Raw genomic sequence first — 17483 nt, 5'->3', positions numbered from 1 at the left:
GTAGATATGGAATATCGTGTTGATCTCGTCGTCCTATCAGAACAAAAGCAAAACTGCCGTTTCGGACTGACTTTCCATAACTTGAGTGATCAAGATCTCCACAATTGGAGCCTGATTTTTGCTTTTGATCGCTACATTCTGCCAGATAGTATTTCGAATGGTCAGCTCAAGCAAATTGGCAGCTACTGCACCCTCAAACCAGAAGGGTTGGTGCTGGCAGCTAACCATCATTTTTACTGCGAGTTCAGTATTGGTTCGAATCCATTCCGTTACTATTCTGATGGATTCAATGAAGCCTTGGTCAACTTTGAAGTCAACGGCAACCTTCAGCGAGCTCAAGTCGATGTCACGCCGATCGTATTGGCTTCACCGTACCGTGAACGTAGTGAGATCCCTTCCAGCTTGACGCATGCGCAGCCTTTATTGCCAAAACCAAACCATATAGAGGTCAGTGATCACTGCTTTAGCTTTAATCATCAAGCTGGCGTTGCGGTTTATTCAAACCTAGCCAATTCAGCCAAAGAATGGTTACTTGAAGAGCTTAAGCGCATTCATCAATTTGAGTTCGCATCAAACAATGGCAGTCAGATCATCTTCAAAGGCAACCCAACCTTGGATGAAGGCGCTTACAAACTGAAGGCAGCAGAAGAGTCGATCAAAATTGAAGCAGGATCTTCGTCTGGCTTTACCCATGCTTGTGCAACGTTATTGCAACTGATCAAAGTTGGCGATCAACCGAATTCCATGGAAGTGGTTTGCTGTTCAATCAAAGACAGACCGCGTTTTCGTTATCGTGGAATGATGCTGGACTGCGCACGTCATTTTCACTCCGTTGAGCAAGTCAAACGCTTGATCAACCAATTAGCCCACTACAAGTTCAATACGTTCCATTGGCATTTGACCGATGATGAAGGTTGGCGAATTGAAATCAAATCACTGCCTCAACTAACCGATATTGGCGCATGGCGTGGCCCTGATGAAACGATAGAGCCTCAATACACGCACCTATCAGAACGCTATGGCGGTTTTTACACTCAAGAAGACATCAAAGACGTGGTTGCCTTTGCTTCAAAACGAGGCATCACGGTTATCCCTGAAATCGATGTACCAGGCCACTGCCGAGCTGCCATCAAGTCGTTACCACACCTATTGGTAGAAACTGAAGATACCACCGAATACCGCAGTATTCAGCATTACAACGACAACGTTATTAACCCTGCTCTTCCGGGAAGTTATGAGTTTATCGACAAAGTGTTGGAAGAAGTCTCCGCGCTGTTCCCTGCGCCTTATGTTCATATCGGTGCGGATGAAGTACCTAATGGCGTATGGTCAAAAAGCCCTGCGTGCCAAGCACTAATGGAGCAACTGGGTTACAGCGACTACAAAGAGTTACAAGGGCACTTCTTGCGTCATGCAGAAGACAAACTGCGCAAACTTGGCAAGCGCATGCTGGGTTGGGAAGAAGCACAGCATGGCGACAAAGTCAGCAAAGACACAGTGATCTATTCGTGGTTAAGCGAAGAAGCGGCGTTGAACTGCGCGCGCCAAGGTTTCGATGTGGTGCTACAACCGGCACAAACCACCTACCTAGATATGACCCAAGATTACGCACCTGAAGAACCGGGCGTGGATTGGGCTAACCCGTTGCCGCTAGAAAAAGCTTACAACTATGAACCACTCGCTGAAGTGCCAGCCGACGATCCAATACGTAAACGCATTTGGGGCATTCAAACAGCATTGTGGTGCGAAATCATCAACAACCAGTCTCGTATGGACTACATGGTCTTCCCGCGCTTAACCGCAATGGCAGAAGCATGTTGGACAGACAAACAACACCGAGACTGGACCGACTATTTATCACGTTTGAAAGGACACCTACCGCTGCTTGATTTGCAGGGAGTGAATTACCGTAAACCGTGGAAGTAATACAGAGCTGATGTAGAAGCATCACGCTTGAAGAGTTTTTAAATTTTGGCTGCAGACGCAGCTTTGTAAAAAGGAAAGACACAAATGAAATACGGCTATTTCGATAACGAGAATCGTGAATACGTCATTACTCGCCCTGATGTACCTGCTCCTTGGACCAACTACCTAGGTACAGAAAAATTCTGTACCGTTATCTCGCACAACGCGGGTGGCTACTCGTTCTACAACTCTCCAGAATACAACCGTGTTACTAAATTCCGTCCAAACGCGACATTCGATCGCCCAGGACACTACGTTTACCTACGTGATGATGAGACGGGTGATTACTGGTCAATCTCTTGGCAACCAGTTGCCAAAAGCCTAGACGAAGCGAACTACGAAGTTCGTCATGGTTTGTCGTACTCTAAATTCAAGTGTGAATACAGCGGCATTAGCGCAACCAAAACGCTCTTTGTACCAAAAGGCGAAGATGCAGAAATTTGGGATGTGGTCATCAAGAACACCTCTGACAAACCGCGTACGATCAGCGCATTCTCATTTGTCGAGTTCTCGTTCAGCCACATTCAATCTGATAACCAAAACCACCAGATGTCTCTCTACTCTGCTGGTACGTCATACAACGAAGGCGTGATTGAATACGACCTGTACTACAACACGAACGATTTCGAAGGCTTCTACTACCTAGCGTCAACGTTTGATCCAGATTCATACGACGGTCAACGTGATAGCTTCCTAGGTCTATACCGCGACGAAGCAAACCCACTAGCAGTAGAACAAGGTAAGTGTTTTAACACCGCACAAACGTGTTACAACCACTGTGGCTCTCTGCACAAGCAATTTACTATCCAACCAGGTGAAGAAGTTCGCTTTGCTTACATTCTGGGTATCGGCAAAGGTAACGGTGAACGTCTGCGTGCTAAGTACCAAGACCTTGCAGAAGTCGACAATGCATTTGCGGGTATCAAAGCACACTGGGATGAGCGTTGTGGCAAGTTCCAAGTGAAATCACCAAACGAAGGTCTAGACACCATGATCAATGCTTGGACACTGTACCAAGCAGAAACTTGTGTGGTGTGGTCTCGTTTTGCTTCGTTCATTGAGGTGGGTGGTCGTACTGGTCTTGGTTACCGCGATACAGCGCAAGATGCAATCTCAGTTCCTCACGCTAACCCAGCAATGACGCGCAAACGTATCGTTGACCTACTGCGTGGTCAAGTAAAAGCGGGTTACGGCCTACACCTATTCGATCCTGATTGGTTCGATCCTGAAAAAGCAGATGTTAAACCATCTAAGTCTCCAACAGTTGTTCCTACTCCGTCCGATGAAGATAAGATCCACGGTATTGAAGACACTTGCTCTGATGATCACCTATGGCTAGTACCAACCATCTGTAAATACGTGATGGAAACCGGTGAGCACAGCTTCTTCGACGAAGTGATTCCTTACGCGGATGGCGGTGATGCAACCGTGTATGACCACATGAAAGCTGCGCTAGACTTCTCAGCTGAATACGTGGGTCAAACGGGCATCTGTAAAGGTCTACGTGCAGACTGGAACGACTGTCTAAACCTAGGAGGTGGTGAATCTTCAATGGTGTCGTTCCTACACTTCTGGGCGCTACAAGAGTTTATCGACCTTGCAAAATACCTAGGCAAAGACGCTGACGTTGAGAAGTACACCGAGATGGCGGCAAACGTGCGTGAAGCGTGTGAAACACACCTTTGGGACGAAGAAGGCGGCTGGTATATCCGTGGTCTAACGAAAAATGGCGACAAGATCGGTACTGCGCAGCAAAAAGAAGGTCGTGTACACCTTGAGTCAAACACGCTAGCGGTTCTGTCTGGCGCGGTTTCTCAAGAGCGCGGTGAAAAGGCAATGGACGCAGTCGACGAGAACCTGTTCTCTAAATACGGACTTCACCTAAATTCACCATCATTCGCAACACCAAACGATGACATCGGCTTTGTGACTCGCGTTTACCAAGGCGTAAAAGAAAACGGGGCAATCTTCTCACATCCAAACCCATGGGCTTGGGTAGCTGAGGCTAAATTAGGTCGTGGTGACCGTGCAATGAAGTTCTACGATGCACTAAACCCATACAACCAGAACGACATCATCGAAAAACGTATTGCAGAACCTTACTCGTACGTACAGTTCATCATGGGTCGTGACCACCAAGACCACGGTCGTGCAAACCACCCATGGTTAACAGGTACATCTGGTTGGGCTTACTTCGCCGTAACCAACTTTATCCTTGGTGTACGTACAGGCTTTGATGGTCTAACTATCGACCCATGTATCCCAACTAACTGGCCTGGTTTCGAAGTGACTCGTCAATGGCTAGGTGCAACGTACAACATCAAAGTGGTTAACCCTGATTCAGTGAGCAAAGGCGTTAAGTCGATTACCGTAAACGGTGAAGCTGTAAGTGGTGCATCTGTACCAGTTCAAGCGGAAGGTTCAGTAAACGAAGTTATCGTTACTCTAGGTTAATCATCTTTTAGGGGAGTTCTTCTCCCCTTTTGATTTATCCGATGCACTGAGTTTGATGAGTGCATCGGTTCGCTAGCAAAGATTTAAGAGGCGGTGGGATGCCGCTCTTATCGAGGATCGAATCATGATCAAATTTGGTACAGGCGGTTGGCGTGCATTTATCGGTGAGGAGTTCACTAAAGATAATGTACGTTTGGTCGCTCAAGCAGTTGCAAACATCACGAATAACGAATCGGTTGCTGATCGCGGCTTTGTGATTGGCTATGACCGTCGCTTTCTGTCTGACAAAGCTGGCCGTTGGTTTGCCGAAGTTTTAGCAGCAAACGGCATCGTCGTTAGCTTTATCGATAAGTTTGTTCCAACGCCTATCGTAATGTTTAAAGCGAAGGAAATGGGCTGCGCTTACTCGGCATGTATTACGGCATCGCACAACCCGGCCGATTACAACGGCATTAAAGTCTTCATTGAAGGCGGTCGTGATGCAGATGAAATCATCACCCAGAAAATCGAATCACAAATCAATACGCTCACTGCACAAGATGTAAAAAGTGTCGATTTTGAACAAGCGGTTGAAGATAAGCTGATTCAAATTATCAACCCGATGAACGAATTCGTAGATTCGATAATTAACTTTATTGATATCGAGTCGATCAAAAAAGCCAACCTACGCGTTTTGATTGACCCGATGTTCGGTGTCGCAAAAAATGCACTGCAAACCGTATTAATCAACGGCCGCTGTGACGTTGATGTGATTAACGATGGAAAAAACCCAGACTTCGGTGGGTTAATGCCTTCGCCAAGTGCTGCAACACTCTACCGTTTGATGCACCTAGTAAAAGAGCAAGGTTACGATATTGGCATCGGTACCGATGGCGATGCGGACCGTCTTGGTATTATTGACGAAAAAGGTAACTTCATTCATCCGAATGAAGTCCTGATTCTACTTTATTATTACTTATTGGAGTACAAAGGTTGGACAGGTTCCGTGGTACGTAACATCGCGACGACTCATCTTCTCGATAAAATTGCTGAAGACCACGGTGAAAAATGCTTTGAGGTACCAGTAGGCTTTAAGCACATCAGTTCTCAAATGGAAGCGGATGACTCACTGATTGGTGGGGAAAGCTCTGGCGGCCTAACCATTCGTGGCCACATCAAAGGTAAAGATGGCGTCTTCGCGTCTAGCTTGTTAGTTGAAATGATTTCAGTAACAGGCAAGAAATTGTCTGAGTTGCTAGATGAAATCTACGGTAAGTACGGCTACGCGTACATGGCAGAAGGTGATTGCAAATTCAAACCAGCGCAAAAAGAAGTCCTGTTCAACAAGATATATGTTGAAAAACAACTGCCTGAGTTTGAGTTTGAGATCGAAAAAGTCAGCTACGAAGATGGTGCGAAAGTCTACTTCAAGAATGGCGGTTGGATCATCGCCCGCTTCTCTGGTACTGAGCCACTACTGCGTATTTTTGCAGAAATGCAAGATAAGGACACTGCGGAACGTGTTCTTCAACAGTTTAAAGACTTCTTATCTTTATAACTGACCTTGTGCCCGCTTCGAGCACTTCGGCTACGCTTGTCATGTAATTCAAGCTGTCGCTAAGGGGAAGAATACTTGCCCGGCATCACTGCCGGGCTTTTTTATTGTGTGTAGGCAGGCATAAGAGAATAGTAAAGGTACCCAGTAACGTTATGCGAATGCCAACACGCCCTGCGTTTCAATTTTCACAGCAACAGACTCACCAATATTTAATGCCTGCGATGCTGTAGCCAACAAACGGTCGCCATTCGCATCAATCACGTAGCGGCAATGGTCGCCCATAAAGTGCTGCTCCAGCACCGTTACTGAGCTCTCTTCATCGGATTGAATTTGCACATGTTGCGGCCTTAGCAACAAAGAGCATTCAGACTGCACTGGGATCTCTTGTTGGGCTGTGGCTTCAACCACACCCAAGTGGGTTTCATATTCTGAATCCGAAACTCGTTTAGCGGCCAGATAGCTACCACCACCTAAGAAATCCGCAACAAACTTACTTGAAGGCTGGTAGTAAAGCTCAGATGCCGTACCATACTGCTCGATAACACCATTGTTCATCACTGCCATTTTATCCGCGAAGGCAAAAGCCTCTTCACGGCTATGCGTAACAAAAATGGCAGTCACGCCTTGCGCCTTAAAAATCTTACGGATCTCACTTATCAGCTCATGGCGAACTTGCGTATCAATATTAGAGAACGGCTCATCTAGCAACAATAAGTCTGGGCTGTAAGCTAATGAGCGAGCAATCGCAACACGCTGCTGCTGTCCACCAGACAACTGATGTGGATAACGATCGCCATAGCCTTGCAAATGCACGAGCTCGAGCATCTCTTGAACTTTGCCATTTTTCTCTTTTGTCGAGTAATGCTTTAAGCCAAAGGCAATATTTTGCTCCACCGTCAGGTGAGGAAAAAGCGCATAATCTTGGAAAATCATCCCGATATTACGCTGTTCTGGTGGCAACCAGTTCTCCCCATCATCAATCGTGACGCAATTTAAGCTCATTTCGCCTGACGTTAATGGCAATAGCCCTGCAACGGCTTTTAATAGTGTTGTTTTTCCGCAACCACTTGCACCTAGTAAACAGACAATTTGCCCTTGTTCCACCTCAAGAGATAATGATTCGAGTACGGTTTGATCATCATATTGGCAAGTTAGGTTTTTAATTGATAATGCGCAGCTCATCAGTGATTTTGCTCCAGTGAACGGTTAACAACAACAAGCGGGATCAACCCAACAAGAACCAACAGAACCGCAGGCAAAGCGGCCAATTCTAAATGCTCATCCGAGGCGAAGTTATAAACGTATGTGGCTAGTGTTTCAAAGTTAAATGGACGAAGTAATAGAGCCGCATTGAGCTCTTTCATCGACTCGATAAACACTAACAGAGCCGCAATCAGTGCACCACGTTTAACCAGTGGAAAGTGCACACGCCACAGCATGGCATTAGGCTTACAACCCATGGTGCGAGACGCCATATCTAACGAAGGCGAAATTTTATTTAAATTACTTTCGATACTACCAATCGCCACCGCTGAAAAGCGCACAACCATGGCAAAAACCAGGGCGAACATGGAGCCAGAAAAAATAAGTCCCGGTCTTCCCCATTCCATGGCTTTAGCAAAGTCATTGACGCGGTGATCCATAAACAGTACTGCGACCATCACACCAATCGCTAATACGGTTCCTGGCACTGCATACCCCATCGAAGAAAGACGCATAAATGCCAAGCTTTCGCGCTTGCCATTGACGCGATGGGTAAAGTTAACGATCAGTGCGACAGCAACACCAATAATGGCGGCAATAACCGACACGACCAAACTATTCCATGCGTATTCACGAAACTCGGGGGTCCAACTCTGCGCAAAGTAAGTTATCGCATAATCAATCAGCTGTAGTAATGGCAAAATAAACGCGACCGAAACCAAGCCCCAACACCAAACCAGCGCGGTCCACTTTTTCCAGCCCGTCAACTCATAACGAAAATCTTCGTGACTGTTAAATTGGCTTTGAAAAAGCTTTTGTTTACGACGACTGTAGCGTTCTGCACTGAGAAGCAGTACTACAATGACGAGCATCATGGCAGAAATCTTGGCTGCAGCATTAAGATTAGAGTATCCCAACCAAGTATCGTAGACCGCTGTGGTTAACGTATTCACAGCGAAGTAACTTACAGTACCAAAGTCACCGATAGTCTCCATTGCGACCAGCGACAAACCCACAGCGATAGAAGGTCGCACTAATGGCATCGAGATGCGCCAAAAGCTTTCCCATGGAGAGCATTTGAGCAAACGCGCGCTTTGCAACAAAGAGACATTTTGCTCCATAAATGCAGCTCGACACAGCAAATACACATAAGGGTACAGCACTAAAGCCAACACAAAGGTCGCGCCAGGCAAGGTGCGAATATCAGGGAACCAATAGTCGCCAGGTCCCCATCCGGTTACATCACGCAAAAAGATCTGAATCGGTCCTGCAAAATCAAACCAATCAGTAAAAATATAACCAATGATATAACCTGGCATCGCAAGAGGTAGCACCAATGCCCACTGCAACCATTTTTCGGTCGGCAGTTTACACATGGCCATTATCCAAGCGCTTGGTATACCAAGAATTAAGGACAACACCATTACGCCAATAGTGAGCGCAACCGTGTTAAAAATATAAGTCGGCATGACTGTCGCCATTAAATGGGCAAACAAATCATCCGTTTCACCAATTGCGGTGTAGAAGATCGCTAAGATCGGCAAAACCAGTAACAGAGTTATTACCCCACTACTGGTTTTCCATAAAGAGTGTTTATCTTTCATCGCCTAATTACTGCAAGGCTGTATGAAATACAAATGCTGTTGCAAATACATCTCATATCCTTTAATCAAATGGGGGTACTGTTATACCCCCACAAGGAATTAAAGGTCAAATTTCACTTCGTCTAATAGCTTAATTGCCGCTTCGTGGTTGGCTGCAATATCGTCTAGAGAAAGCTTGTCTGCTTTAAAGTCACCCCAAGATTCCACAAGTTCAGAACGCTTCACGCCTTCTTTAACAGGGTACTCGTAGTTAACTTCTGCGTACATCTGCTGCGCTTTGTCACCCGTTAGGAATTCCATTAGCTTCACAGCATTGTCTTTGTTTGGAGAGTACTTCGCCATCGCCATACCAGAGATGTTTACGTGAGTACCTGTAGTCTCTTGGTTAGGGAAGTTGATGTAAACTGCATCTGCCCAAGCTTTTTGCTCTTTGTCATTAACCATTTTACCTAGGTAGTAGCTGTTACCTAGAGAAACATCACATAGACCTTCTTTGATCGCTTTAACTTGTGCACGATCGTTGCCTTGTGGTTTGCGAGCAAGGTTTGCTTTCACGCCTTCCAACCACTCTTTGGTTTCTGCTTCGCCATTGTGAGCAATCATTGCTGAAACTAGAGAAACGTTGTACGGGTGCTTACCGCTACGAGTACAAATTTTACCTTTGAACTCTGGCTTAGCTAGATCTGCATAGTTGAAATCTGCGCCTAGTTTACCTACGCGATCACGTGAAGAGTAAACACTACGAGAGCGTAGAGTTAGGGCAAACCACTCATTCTCTTTATCTTGGTATTGAGCTGGTACGTTTTCTTCAATGATTTTGCTATCTACTTTCTGAACTAAACCTTTGTTTGTCAGTTCAGCTAGACGACTGATGTCTGTCGTAAGGATAACGTCAGCTGGGCTGTACTCGCCTTCTTGAGCTAGCTTTTCTGCTAAGCCTTTTTTAGCAAATTTTACGTTTACTTTGATGCCAGTTTCTTTAGTGAACTCGTTGAACATAGGTTCAACTAGGAAAGGTTGACGGTAAGAGTAGACGTTCACTTCTTCAGCAGCCATTGCTGTTGGAGCTAAGGTTGCGCAAGTTAATGCTGAAAGAGTTAGCAGTTTTTTCATTGTTTAATCCTTTACCATGCTAATGATAACGTTTATCAGTTGCGTTATTATATGTATGTTCAATAAGAAGACAATGACAAATATTAAAAAACCTGCTCATCGGAGCAGGTTTTTTAATGTTGAGAGTGTAACTATTTATTACAGGCTATTGATTACTTCACAGTGACAAATTCTGGGTACGCACCGACGCCACAATCATGCATGTCCATACCTTCCATTTCTTCATCTTCCGTGACGCGAATTCCAACGGTTGCTTTCAAGATAGCCCACACCACTAGACTGGCACCAAATACCCAAGCAAAGATAACGACTGCACCTAAAAGCTGCGCACCGAATGTAGCATCGCCGTTACTTAGTGGCACAACCATCAAACCAAAGAAGCCACAAACACCATGCACTGAAATCGCACCGACTGGGTCATCAATTTTTAGTTTATCTAGGCCAATGATGCTGAATACGACTAGCGCGCCAGATACTGCACCGATAGCAACTGCATATAATGGCGATGGTGATAGAGGATCTGCGGTGATAGCAACCAAGCCAGCTAGCGCACCATTGAGAATCATCGTTAAATCCGCTTTGCCCCAAGTCGTTTTACATACAAATAGCGCCGCAATAGCACCTGCAGCAGCAGCTGCGTTGGTGTTTAGGAAGATCTGACCTACCGCTGTTGCGTTCTCAAAGTCTGAAACCATCAACTGAGAACCACCGTTAAACCCAAACCAACCAAACCAAAGGATGAAAGTACCTAGTGTTGCCAAAGGCATGTTTGAACCTGGAATCGGGTAGATTTCACCGTTTTTTCCATATTTACCTTTACGAGCACCAAGAAGCAATACACCAGCGAGAGCTGCAGAAGCACCAGCCATATGTACGATACCTGAACCTGCAAAGTCGCTAAATCCAGCTTCTGCTAGGAAACCACCGCCCCATGTCCAATAACCTTCCATTGGGTAGATAAATGCGGTCAAAATCGCAGAGAAAACCAAGAAAGACCAAAGCTTCATACGTTCAGCCACCGCACCAGAAACGACAGACATTGCCGTTGCAACGAAGACGACTTGGAAGAAGAAATCAGACTCTAGAGAGTGATCAGCCCCTTCACCTTGAGTACCAATCAGCGCACCAAACGAAGGTAACCAGCCTCCTTCTCCGTTGTCGACATACATGATGTTGTAACCAACGATCAGAAACATCGTACATGCAATTGCGTACAAACAGATGTTCTTCGTAAGAATTTCTGTTGTGTTCTTAGAGCGCACAAGACCAGCCTCTAGCATCGCAAAACCAGCTGCCATCCACATTACCAACGCACCGGAAATGAGGAAGAAAAAGGTGTCAAGTGCGTAACGTAACTCGGTTACTGTTGTTGTTAATTCCATAATAAGTTTCTCCAATCCCTTGAATTCTTAAAGTGCTTCTGCGTCCATTTCGCCCGTTCGGATACGCACCGCTTGGTTCAGGTCGTAGACAAAAATTTTACCGTCACCAATCTTTCCTGTTTGCGCAGCTTTTGTAATCGCTTCAACCACTCGCTCAACATTATCCGCGTGAGTAGCGATTTCAATTTTCACTTTTGGTAGGAAATCGACCTGATACTCAGCGCCGCGATACAGTTCCGTGTGGCCTTTTTGACGACCAAACCCTTTAACTTCTGATACCGTCATCCCTTCGATACCGACGTTAGCCAATGCTTCTCGCACATCGTCTAATTTAAACGGCTTAATAATGGCATTGATTATTTTCATTCAATTCTCTCCGAAGCTTTCATCCTGAAACACTTCTAATAATCCAATCTACGTGCCAAGTTTTTAAGTCATTGAATAATAAAAACTAACGTCAATTTACATATCTATAAACAAAAAGGGCGCACCATATCGGTGCGCCCTTTTCACAAATTTAAAGCAACAGAAGGAAAGTTACCCAAAACTGTGCACTAAATGTTCAAAAAGTCTTTCCATCGCTCGATAAGAATCATGAAGTCCTCTATTCCACAGCTTGCTGTACTTTCTGCATTGTAGAAATCGAATTCACTTTCCATCTCAACATCATGGTCATGGGCCAATGCGTTTTCTTGCACTAGGACTTCATCGCCCTGAATCATCAAGCTAATTTCTGTACCTGTTAGGTTATGCTCTTGAGAAGGCGCTGAAAATGACTGCTCAATTAGCTTTTCAACCTGAGCAATCTTCATAGGATCTTTGCCAATTTCTTCTTGTAGCCAGCGCCCAACAATCTCATGCCCCATGCTGCATTTTACGTAGTACTCGCCCATCAACGTGTTACGGATGAATTCAAATTCCATCGAGATTGCCTTTTCGTATCAATTTGGTGCGGAGTATAGCGAATTGCGCCCATAAAAAAAGCACCTCGTTTGAGGTGCTTTTTAATTGTGCAGTTAAACTTATGCAGGCTCTTGGAAGATCACTTCATCCGCTTTCTTGGTGTACTGATCCATTTTATGGAAGTTCAAGTAGCGGTAAGTATCTGTAGCGGTTGCATCAATTTGCTTCGCATACTCCAAGTACTCTTCTTTGGTTGGAATCTTACCAAGGATTGCACCTACGGCAGCTAGTTCCGCAGACGACAGGTAAACATTCGCACCAGTACCTAGACGGTTCGGGAAGTTACGCGTTGAGGTCGACATCACTGTTGATTTGTCTGCAACACGCGCTTGGTTACCCATACACAGTGAACATCCTGGTGTTTCGATTCGAACCCCAGCACGGCCAAAGATACCGTAATAACCCTCTTCCGTTAGCTGATCCTTGTCCATCTTCGTTGGCGGAGCGATCCATAGACGAGTTGCAAGCTGTCCGTTGAACTTATCTAGCAGCTTACCAGCAGCGCGGAAGTGACCGATGTTCGTCATACAAGAACCGATGAACACTTCATCAATCGCTGTGCCTTGTACTTCAGACAACAAGCGAGCGTCATCCGGATCATTCGGTGCACATAGTACTGGCTCATTGATTTCAGCCATATCGATTTCAATAACATGTGCGTATTCAGCGTCTTTATCAGCTTGCATCAGCTCAGGATTTGCTAGCCACTCTTCCATCGCTGTAATACGACGTTCGATAGTACGGCGGTCACCATAACCTTCAGAGATCATCCACTTCAGCATCACGATGTTAGAGTTTAGGTACTCTTCGATCGACTCTTGCGACAGTTTCACAGTACAACCTGCCGCCGAACGCTCAGCAGAAGCATCAGACAGCTCAAATGCTTGCTCAACCGTTAGCGTTTCTAGGCCTTCAATCTCAAGGATACGGCCAGAGAATTCGTTGATCTTGCCCGCTTTCTCTACTGTTAGTAGACCTTGCTGAATCGCGTAGTAAGGGATGGCATGAACAAGGTCACGCAGTGTGATACCCGGTTGCATTTCACCTTTAAAGCGAACCAAGATTGACTCAGGCATATCTAGTGGCATAACGCCTGTCGCAGCAGCAAAGGCAACCAAACCCGAACCTGCTGGGAATGAAATACCTAGAGGGAAACGAGTATGCGAGTCACCACCAGTACCGACAGTATCCGGCAGTAGCATACGGTTTAGCCATGAGTGGATAATACCGTCACCCGGGCGAAGAGATACGCCACCGCGGTTCATGATAAAGTCCGGAAGTGTGTGATGCGTGTTTACGTCTACTGGTTTTGGGTACGCAGAGGTGTGACAGAAAGACTGCATGACAAGGTCAGCAGAGAAGCCCAAACACGCCAAGTCTTTAAGTTCATCACGAGTCATAGGGCCGGTAGTATCTTGCGAGCCTACTGTCGTCATCTTCGGCTCACAGTAGGTACCAGGGCGAATGCCTTCTACGCCACACGCTTTACCAACCATTTTCTGTGCAAGCGTGTAACCCTTGCCAGAATCTGCAATTTCACCAGGTTTACGGAATACATCCGAAGGCTCAAGACCTAGCGATTGACGCGCTTTGTCTGTCAAACCACGACCGATGATCAATGGGATACGACCGCCAGCACGAACTTCATCAATCAGTACTTCCGTTTTCAGCGAGAACTCAGCTAAAACTTCACCTGTTTCGTGATTACAAACTTTACCTTCATATGGGTAAACATCGATAACATCGCCCATGTTGAGCTTAGTCACGTCGACTTCAATTGGTAGTGCGCCCGCATCTTCCATTGTGTTGAAGAAGATAGGTGCAATTTTACCACCAAGCACATAACCACCAGCACGTTTGTTTGGAACGTAAGGGATATCATCTCCCATGAACCAAAGTACTGAGTTGGTTGCAGATTTACGTGAAGAACCAGTACCAACAACATCACCAACGTAAACCAATTGGTGACCTTTTTCTTTCAATTCTTCAATTTGCTTGATCGGACCAATATTGCCCGGTTGATCAGGATTGATGCCTTCACGCTCGTTCTTCAGCATCGCAAGTGCGTGCACTGGGATATCAGGACGAGACCAAGCATCAGGTGCAGGTGAAAGGTCATCCGTGTTCGTTTCACCTGTTACTTTAAATACAGTTAGAGTGACTTTTTCTTCAAGCTTAGGCTTAGAAAGGAACCACTCAGCATCAGCCCATGACTGAAGTACTTTCTGTGCATGCGCATTGCCTGCTTTTGCTTTCTCTTCTACATCATAGAAAGCATCAAACATCAGAAGTGTATGAGACAGTGCTTCTACAGCAATCTCTGCCAGTGCTTCGTCATCAAGTAGCTCAACTAGCGGCTCGATGTTGTAACCACCTTGCATAGTGCCTAGCAGTTCAGCCGCTTTTTCACGACTCACTAATGGTGATTTAACTTCACCTTTTGCTACTGCTGTTAGGAAACCCGCTTTAACATAAGCGGCTTCATCTACACCTGGTGGGATGCGGTTTTCAAGTAGGTCAAGAATGAACTCTTCTTCACCTTGCGGGGGATTTTTCAGAAGTTCTACAAGTCCAGCAACTTGTTCTGCGTCTAGCGGTTTAGGAACAACTCCTTCAGCAGCACGCTCTTCGACGTGTTTACGGTAGGCTTCAAGCACGACTTTTTCCTCTCATTGCGGTTCCTCCTCTATTATTACTATTGTTAAAGTAAAGGAGTGAACATCCTTGGAAACTTGGCTCTCCATTGCCCTTGTTTTCATTCAATTATGATTGAGAAACAGCGCCGTAGAGGCCAAACTGTGGGCAAAATAATAGCAAATTTAACCTTAAATTAAAATCTTATCATTTTGACCAACATAGCAACTTACGACTAAAGTTCTGCTAATTTTGACCAAATATGCCAAGTTTTTGCTTTCTTATACCCGGTTAATTAAACGACGTTCCTACGATCAAATACACAGCATCCATATCCTGCTCAGTACGACCATAAGCCAACATAATTGGCCCGATTGGCGAGTCAACACCAAAGAAAATAGAGCCAGCATTGTAAAGTGGCGCTTCATTCAGCTTCAGATCATTATCTGACCACACTCCACCGTATTCCACTGATGCACCTAGGTAGACTGGCGCTTCAAATAGTCCAAAGTCATTGTCGAACCATTTGTAACGGTACACCAAGCTACTAAAAAACAGGTTCTGTCCAATCAAGCTATTTCTTGGGATACCAGATAGGTTTAAAAAGCCGCCTAACTCTCTCGGATCAAGCGGAACCGATGAGTTTTTACTTTCTACAAAGCTATATTCTGCATGTCCGACTAAAGTATGACGCTGATGACTGACCGCACCTTTGAATCGCGCGGAGATTTCATACACGGTATCTTCAATCATCTTTTCCGTATTGAGTAGAGTGATGCCTTCCGGACTCTTGTCATGGGATACGAAATATTCAAGATCGACCAGCAGTCCGCGAGTAGGAAATGCAAAATCATCAAGCGTATCGAGTCGATAGCTCGCAAATATACCTTTGCGCTCGAAGTCTAGCTGCCCTGCCGAGGCCAAGGTAGACAGCTCAATATCTCCTGTAGAGTAACGAGCACCAAGGCGCAACTCTTGCCATAACGTAGGTTGAATGCCAATCGCCAGTTCTGAAGCAAAGTCATTATAGGAAACGGGTAAGAAGTCGTTAACTGAGCTGAGGTCCGGGTTTTCAAACTCGCTAAAAGGTAAGTTTCTATCTTCACTGCTGTATCCAACACGGCCAGCAACAAAAAGCGTTTGGCTAGATAAAACAGGCGAATACAACTCAGCTTCTATCAGCTTATCCGTGCCCATTTCTACGTTGAACGCCAACTCTGCACCATGCGAGTTTAAATTAGTAAAATTGGTCGACATACCGATGCCGTATTGGCTATCCGTATCGAAGTCATCTTCAAGGAAAAATCGAAAGTTAACGTAATTCGGCCCCCACGACTTTTCGTTAACATCAAAAACCAACAATGTCTTACCATCAACATCTTCAAAGTGGTAAGTGATTAACTCAAAACGATCCAACGCATAGAGATTTTCAACGGCTTTTTCTATTTCAGCCGTTGGAATACGACGACCTGTTTTCAATTGGATACGGTTGGTAAGTAATACATCACTGTAGTGGGTGTTATTCACTATCACAATGTCATCAACAATGCGTTTATCACCGTAAACCAGCGTCTTACGTACCTCTTGCTTGTGATCAATGTACTTTTGGTATTCTGCGTTCGATAAACTTAGACCAAGCAGCTTATCTTCAAGCTGCTTGGTAATATCGTAGCCCGCTTGAAAAGCCCAAGGCATTTTGTCGAACTCGACCGTTTCCATGGTGCCCACATTGGGACGAATATAAATATCTTGTGGTTCAAGCTCGTCCACTTGCTGTTGCGTACTGCGACGAACTAGGTAATTAGAAAGTTGATCCGCTACAGTAAACAGCCCGGTAAACTCATCTTCGGTTTTGTAGTCGGTGCTAATATCGACAGCAATAACAACATCAGCCCCCATGGCGCGAGCCACATCGACAGGCATGTTATTGACCACGCCGCCATCGACAAGCATATGGCCATTGAGCTTATAGGGAGGAAGCGCTCCTGGTACAGACATGCTAGCCATCATGGCGTCCACAAGGTAGCCATTGCCAAGAACCACTTCCTCTAGCGCAAGAATATCTGTCGCCACAGAGCGATAAGGAATGGCAAGATCATCAAAAGAATCGAATCGCCCTAAGTTCCCTGTAGTCTCACGCAATACGCGCAACATGTTCTGGCCTTGCACGACACCCGTTGGGGCACGAACCTCACCAAATCTTAAGCCGAGGTCAGTGTTAATTTGATAGCGGTCTTCATACTCTTTATCACGAACTCGGCGTTGACTACGGTCGACACGATCTCGATAACCACTGCTCCAATCGACGGTGTAGATAAAACTTTCAATTTCATCAGCGCTCATCCCCGTTGCATAGAGACCACCAACATAAGCGCCCATACTGGTGCCCGTTACGATATCGACCGGGATCTGCATCTCTTCTAACGCTTTGAGGACGCCGATATGCGCAGCGCCTTTTGCTCCGCCACCGGCGAGCACAACTGCCACCTTTGGACGAGGCTCCACGTCATCCGTTTTTGCTAGAGAGTTGGCGAGGGAAACTGAAGGAGTGGTGATCAAAAAGGCACTAACCCAAAGCGCGAAATGGCGAGTCGACGGGCTTGATAACAGCTTTTTGAACATTCACTT

11 protein-coding genes are annotated in these 17483 nt (G+C 45.7%); 3 read left to right on the top strand and 8 right to left on the bottom strand.

What is annotated here, in order from left to right:
• Positions 1-6 precede the first annotated feature (6 nt).
• From L3V27_RS17965 to L3V27_RS17955, 3 genes are all read left to right on the top strand, one after another.
• Positions 7-1926, top strand: a complete 1920-nt coding sequence (locus tag L3V27_RS17965) for a family 20 glycosylhydrolase (RefSeq protein ID WP_237312444.1) — start codon at positions 7-9, stop codon at positions 1924-1926.
• A gap of 84 nt (positions 1927-2010) precedes the next feature.
• Positions 2011-4419, top strand: coding sequence for a N,N'-diacetylchitobiose phosphorylase (locus tag L3V27_RS17960; RefSeq protein WP_237312443.1), 2409 nt, complete (start codon positions 2011-2013; stop codon positions 4417-4419).
• Positions 4420-4543: 124 nt separating this feature from the next.
• Complete coding sequence (locus tag L3V27_RS17955; protein ID WP_005396733.1) at positions 4544-5956, top strand: phosphoglucomutase/phosphomannomutase family protein; 1413 nt, start codon at positions 4544-4546, stop codon at positions 5954-5956.
• 150 nt (positions 5957-6106) lie between these two features.
• Here L3V27_RS17955 and L3V27_RS17950 read toward each other — a convergent pair whose 3' ends face one another.
• From L3V27_RS17950 to L3V27_RS17915, 8 genes are all read right to left on the bottom strand, one after another.
• Positions 6107-7138 (bottom strand): ABC transporter ATP-binding protein, encoded by a 1032-nt coding sequence (locus tag L3V27_RS17950; RefSeq protein WP_005396732.1) that lies wholly within the window; start codon positions 7136-7138, stop codon positions 6107-6109.
• Complete coding sequence (locus L3V27_RS17945; RefSeq protein ID WP_237312442.1) at positions 7138-8763, bottom strand: iron ABC transporter permease; 1626 nt, start codon at positions 8761-8763, stop codon at positions 7138-7140. Before L3V27_RS17945 ends, L3V27_RS17950 begins: the two co-directional genes overlap by 1 nt.
• Before the next feature lie 99 nt (positions 8764-8862).
• A complete protein-coding gene (locus L3V27_RS17940) occupies positions 8863-9876 on the bottom strand; it encodes a Fe(3+) ABC transporter substrate-binding protein (protein ID WP_005386566.1) in 1014 nt (337 codons plus the stop codon).
• 152 nt (positions 9877-10028) lie between these two features.
• Complete coding sequence (locus L3V27_RS17935; RefSeq protein ID WP_046875065.1) at positions 10029-11258, bottom strand: ammonium transporter; 1230 nt, start codon at positions 11256-11258, stop codon at positions 10029-10031.
• Positions 11259-11285: 27 nt separating this feature from the next.
• On the bottom strand, positions 11286-11624 hold the full coding sequence (locus tag L3V27_RS17930; protein ID WP_005396729.1) for a P-II family nitrogen regulator: 339 nt from the start codon (positions 11622-11624) through the stop codon (positions 11286-11288).
• Between the two features lie 188 nt (positions 11625-11812).
• The gene (locus tag L3V27_RS17925; RefSeq protein WP_012841428.1) at positions 11813-12181 is read right to left on the bottom strand and encodes a YacL family protein; all 369 of its coding nucleotides are present in this window, start codon (positions 12179-12181) and stop codon (positions 11813-11815) included.
• A gap of 99 nt (positions 12182-12280) precedes the next feature.
• Positions 12281-14878, bottom strand: coding sequence for a bifunctional aconitate hydratase 2/2-methylisocitrate dehydratase (gene acnB, locus L3V27_RS17920; protein ID WP_012841427.1), 2598 nt, complete (start codon positions 14876-14878; stop codon positions 12281-12283).
• A 268-nt stretch (positions 14879-15146) separates the two neighbouring features.
• Positions 15147-17477 (bottom strand): patatin-like phospholipase family protein, encoded by a 2331-nt coding sequence (locus tag L3V27_RS17915; protein ID WP_225462031.1) that lies wholly within the window; start codon positions 17475-17477, stop codon positions 15147-15149.
• Positions 17478-17483: the final 6 nt, after the last annotated feature.

Origin of the sequence: Vibrio sp. J2-3(2022) (genome assembly GCF_021725735.1) — a bacterium.
Lineage (GTDB): Bacteria > Pseudomonadota > Gammaproteobacteria > Enterobacterales > Vibrionaceae > Vibrio > Vibrio diabolicus.
This window is presented reverse-complemented; position numbering and strand designations above follow the sequence as displayed.

Bases quoted from the DNA above. Each gene is read 5' to 3' on its own strand.
- L3V27_RS17965 (WP_237312444.1), top strand. From the start codon at position 7: ATGGAATATCGTGTTGATCTCGTCGTCCTATCAGAACAAAAGCAAAAC.
- L3V27_RS17960 (WP_237312443.1), top strand. From the start codon at position 2,011: ATGAAATACGGCTATTTCGATAACGAGAATCGTGAATACGTCATTACT.
- L3V27_RS17955 (WP_005396733.1), top strand. From the start codon at position 4,544: ATGATCAAATTTGGTACAGGCGGTTGGCGTGCATTTATCGGTGAGGAG.
- L3V27_RS17950 (WP_005396732.1), bottom strand. From the start codon at position 7,138: ATGAGCTGCGCATTATCAATTAAAAACCTAACTTGCCAATATGATGAT.
- L3V27_RS17945 (WP_237312442.1), bottom strand. From the start codon at position 8,763: ATGAAAGATAAACACTCTTTATGGAAAACCAGTAGTGGGGTAATAACT.
- L3V27_RS17940 (WP_005386566.1), bottom strand. From the start codon at position 9,876: ATGAAAAAACTGCTAACTCTTTCAGCATTAACTTGCGCAACCTTAGCT.
- L3V27_RS17935 (WP_046875065.1), bottom strand. From the start codon at position 11,258: ATGGAATTAACAACAACAGTAACCGAGTTACGTTACGCACTTGACACC.
- L3V27_RS17930 (WP_005396729.1), bottom strand. From the start codon at position 11,624: ATGAAAATAATCAATGCCATTATTAAGCCGTTTAAATTAGACGATGTG.
- L3V27_RS17925 (WP_012841428.1), bottom strand. From the start codon at position 12,181: ATGGAATTTGAATTCATCCGTAACACGTTGATGGGCGAGTACTACGTA.
- L3V27_RS17915 (WP_225462031.1), bottom strand. From the start codon at position 17,477: ATGTTCAAAAAGCTGTTATCAAGCCCGTCGACTCGCCATTTCGCGCTT.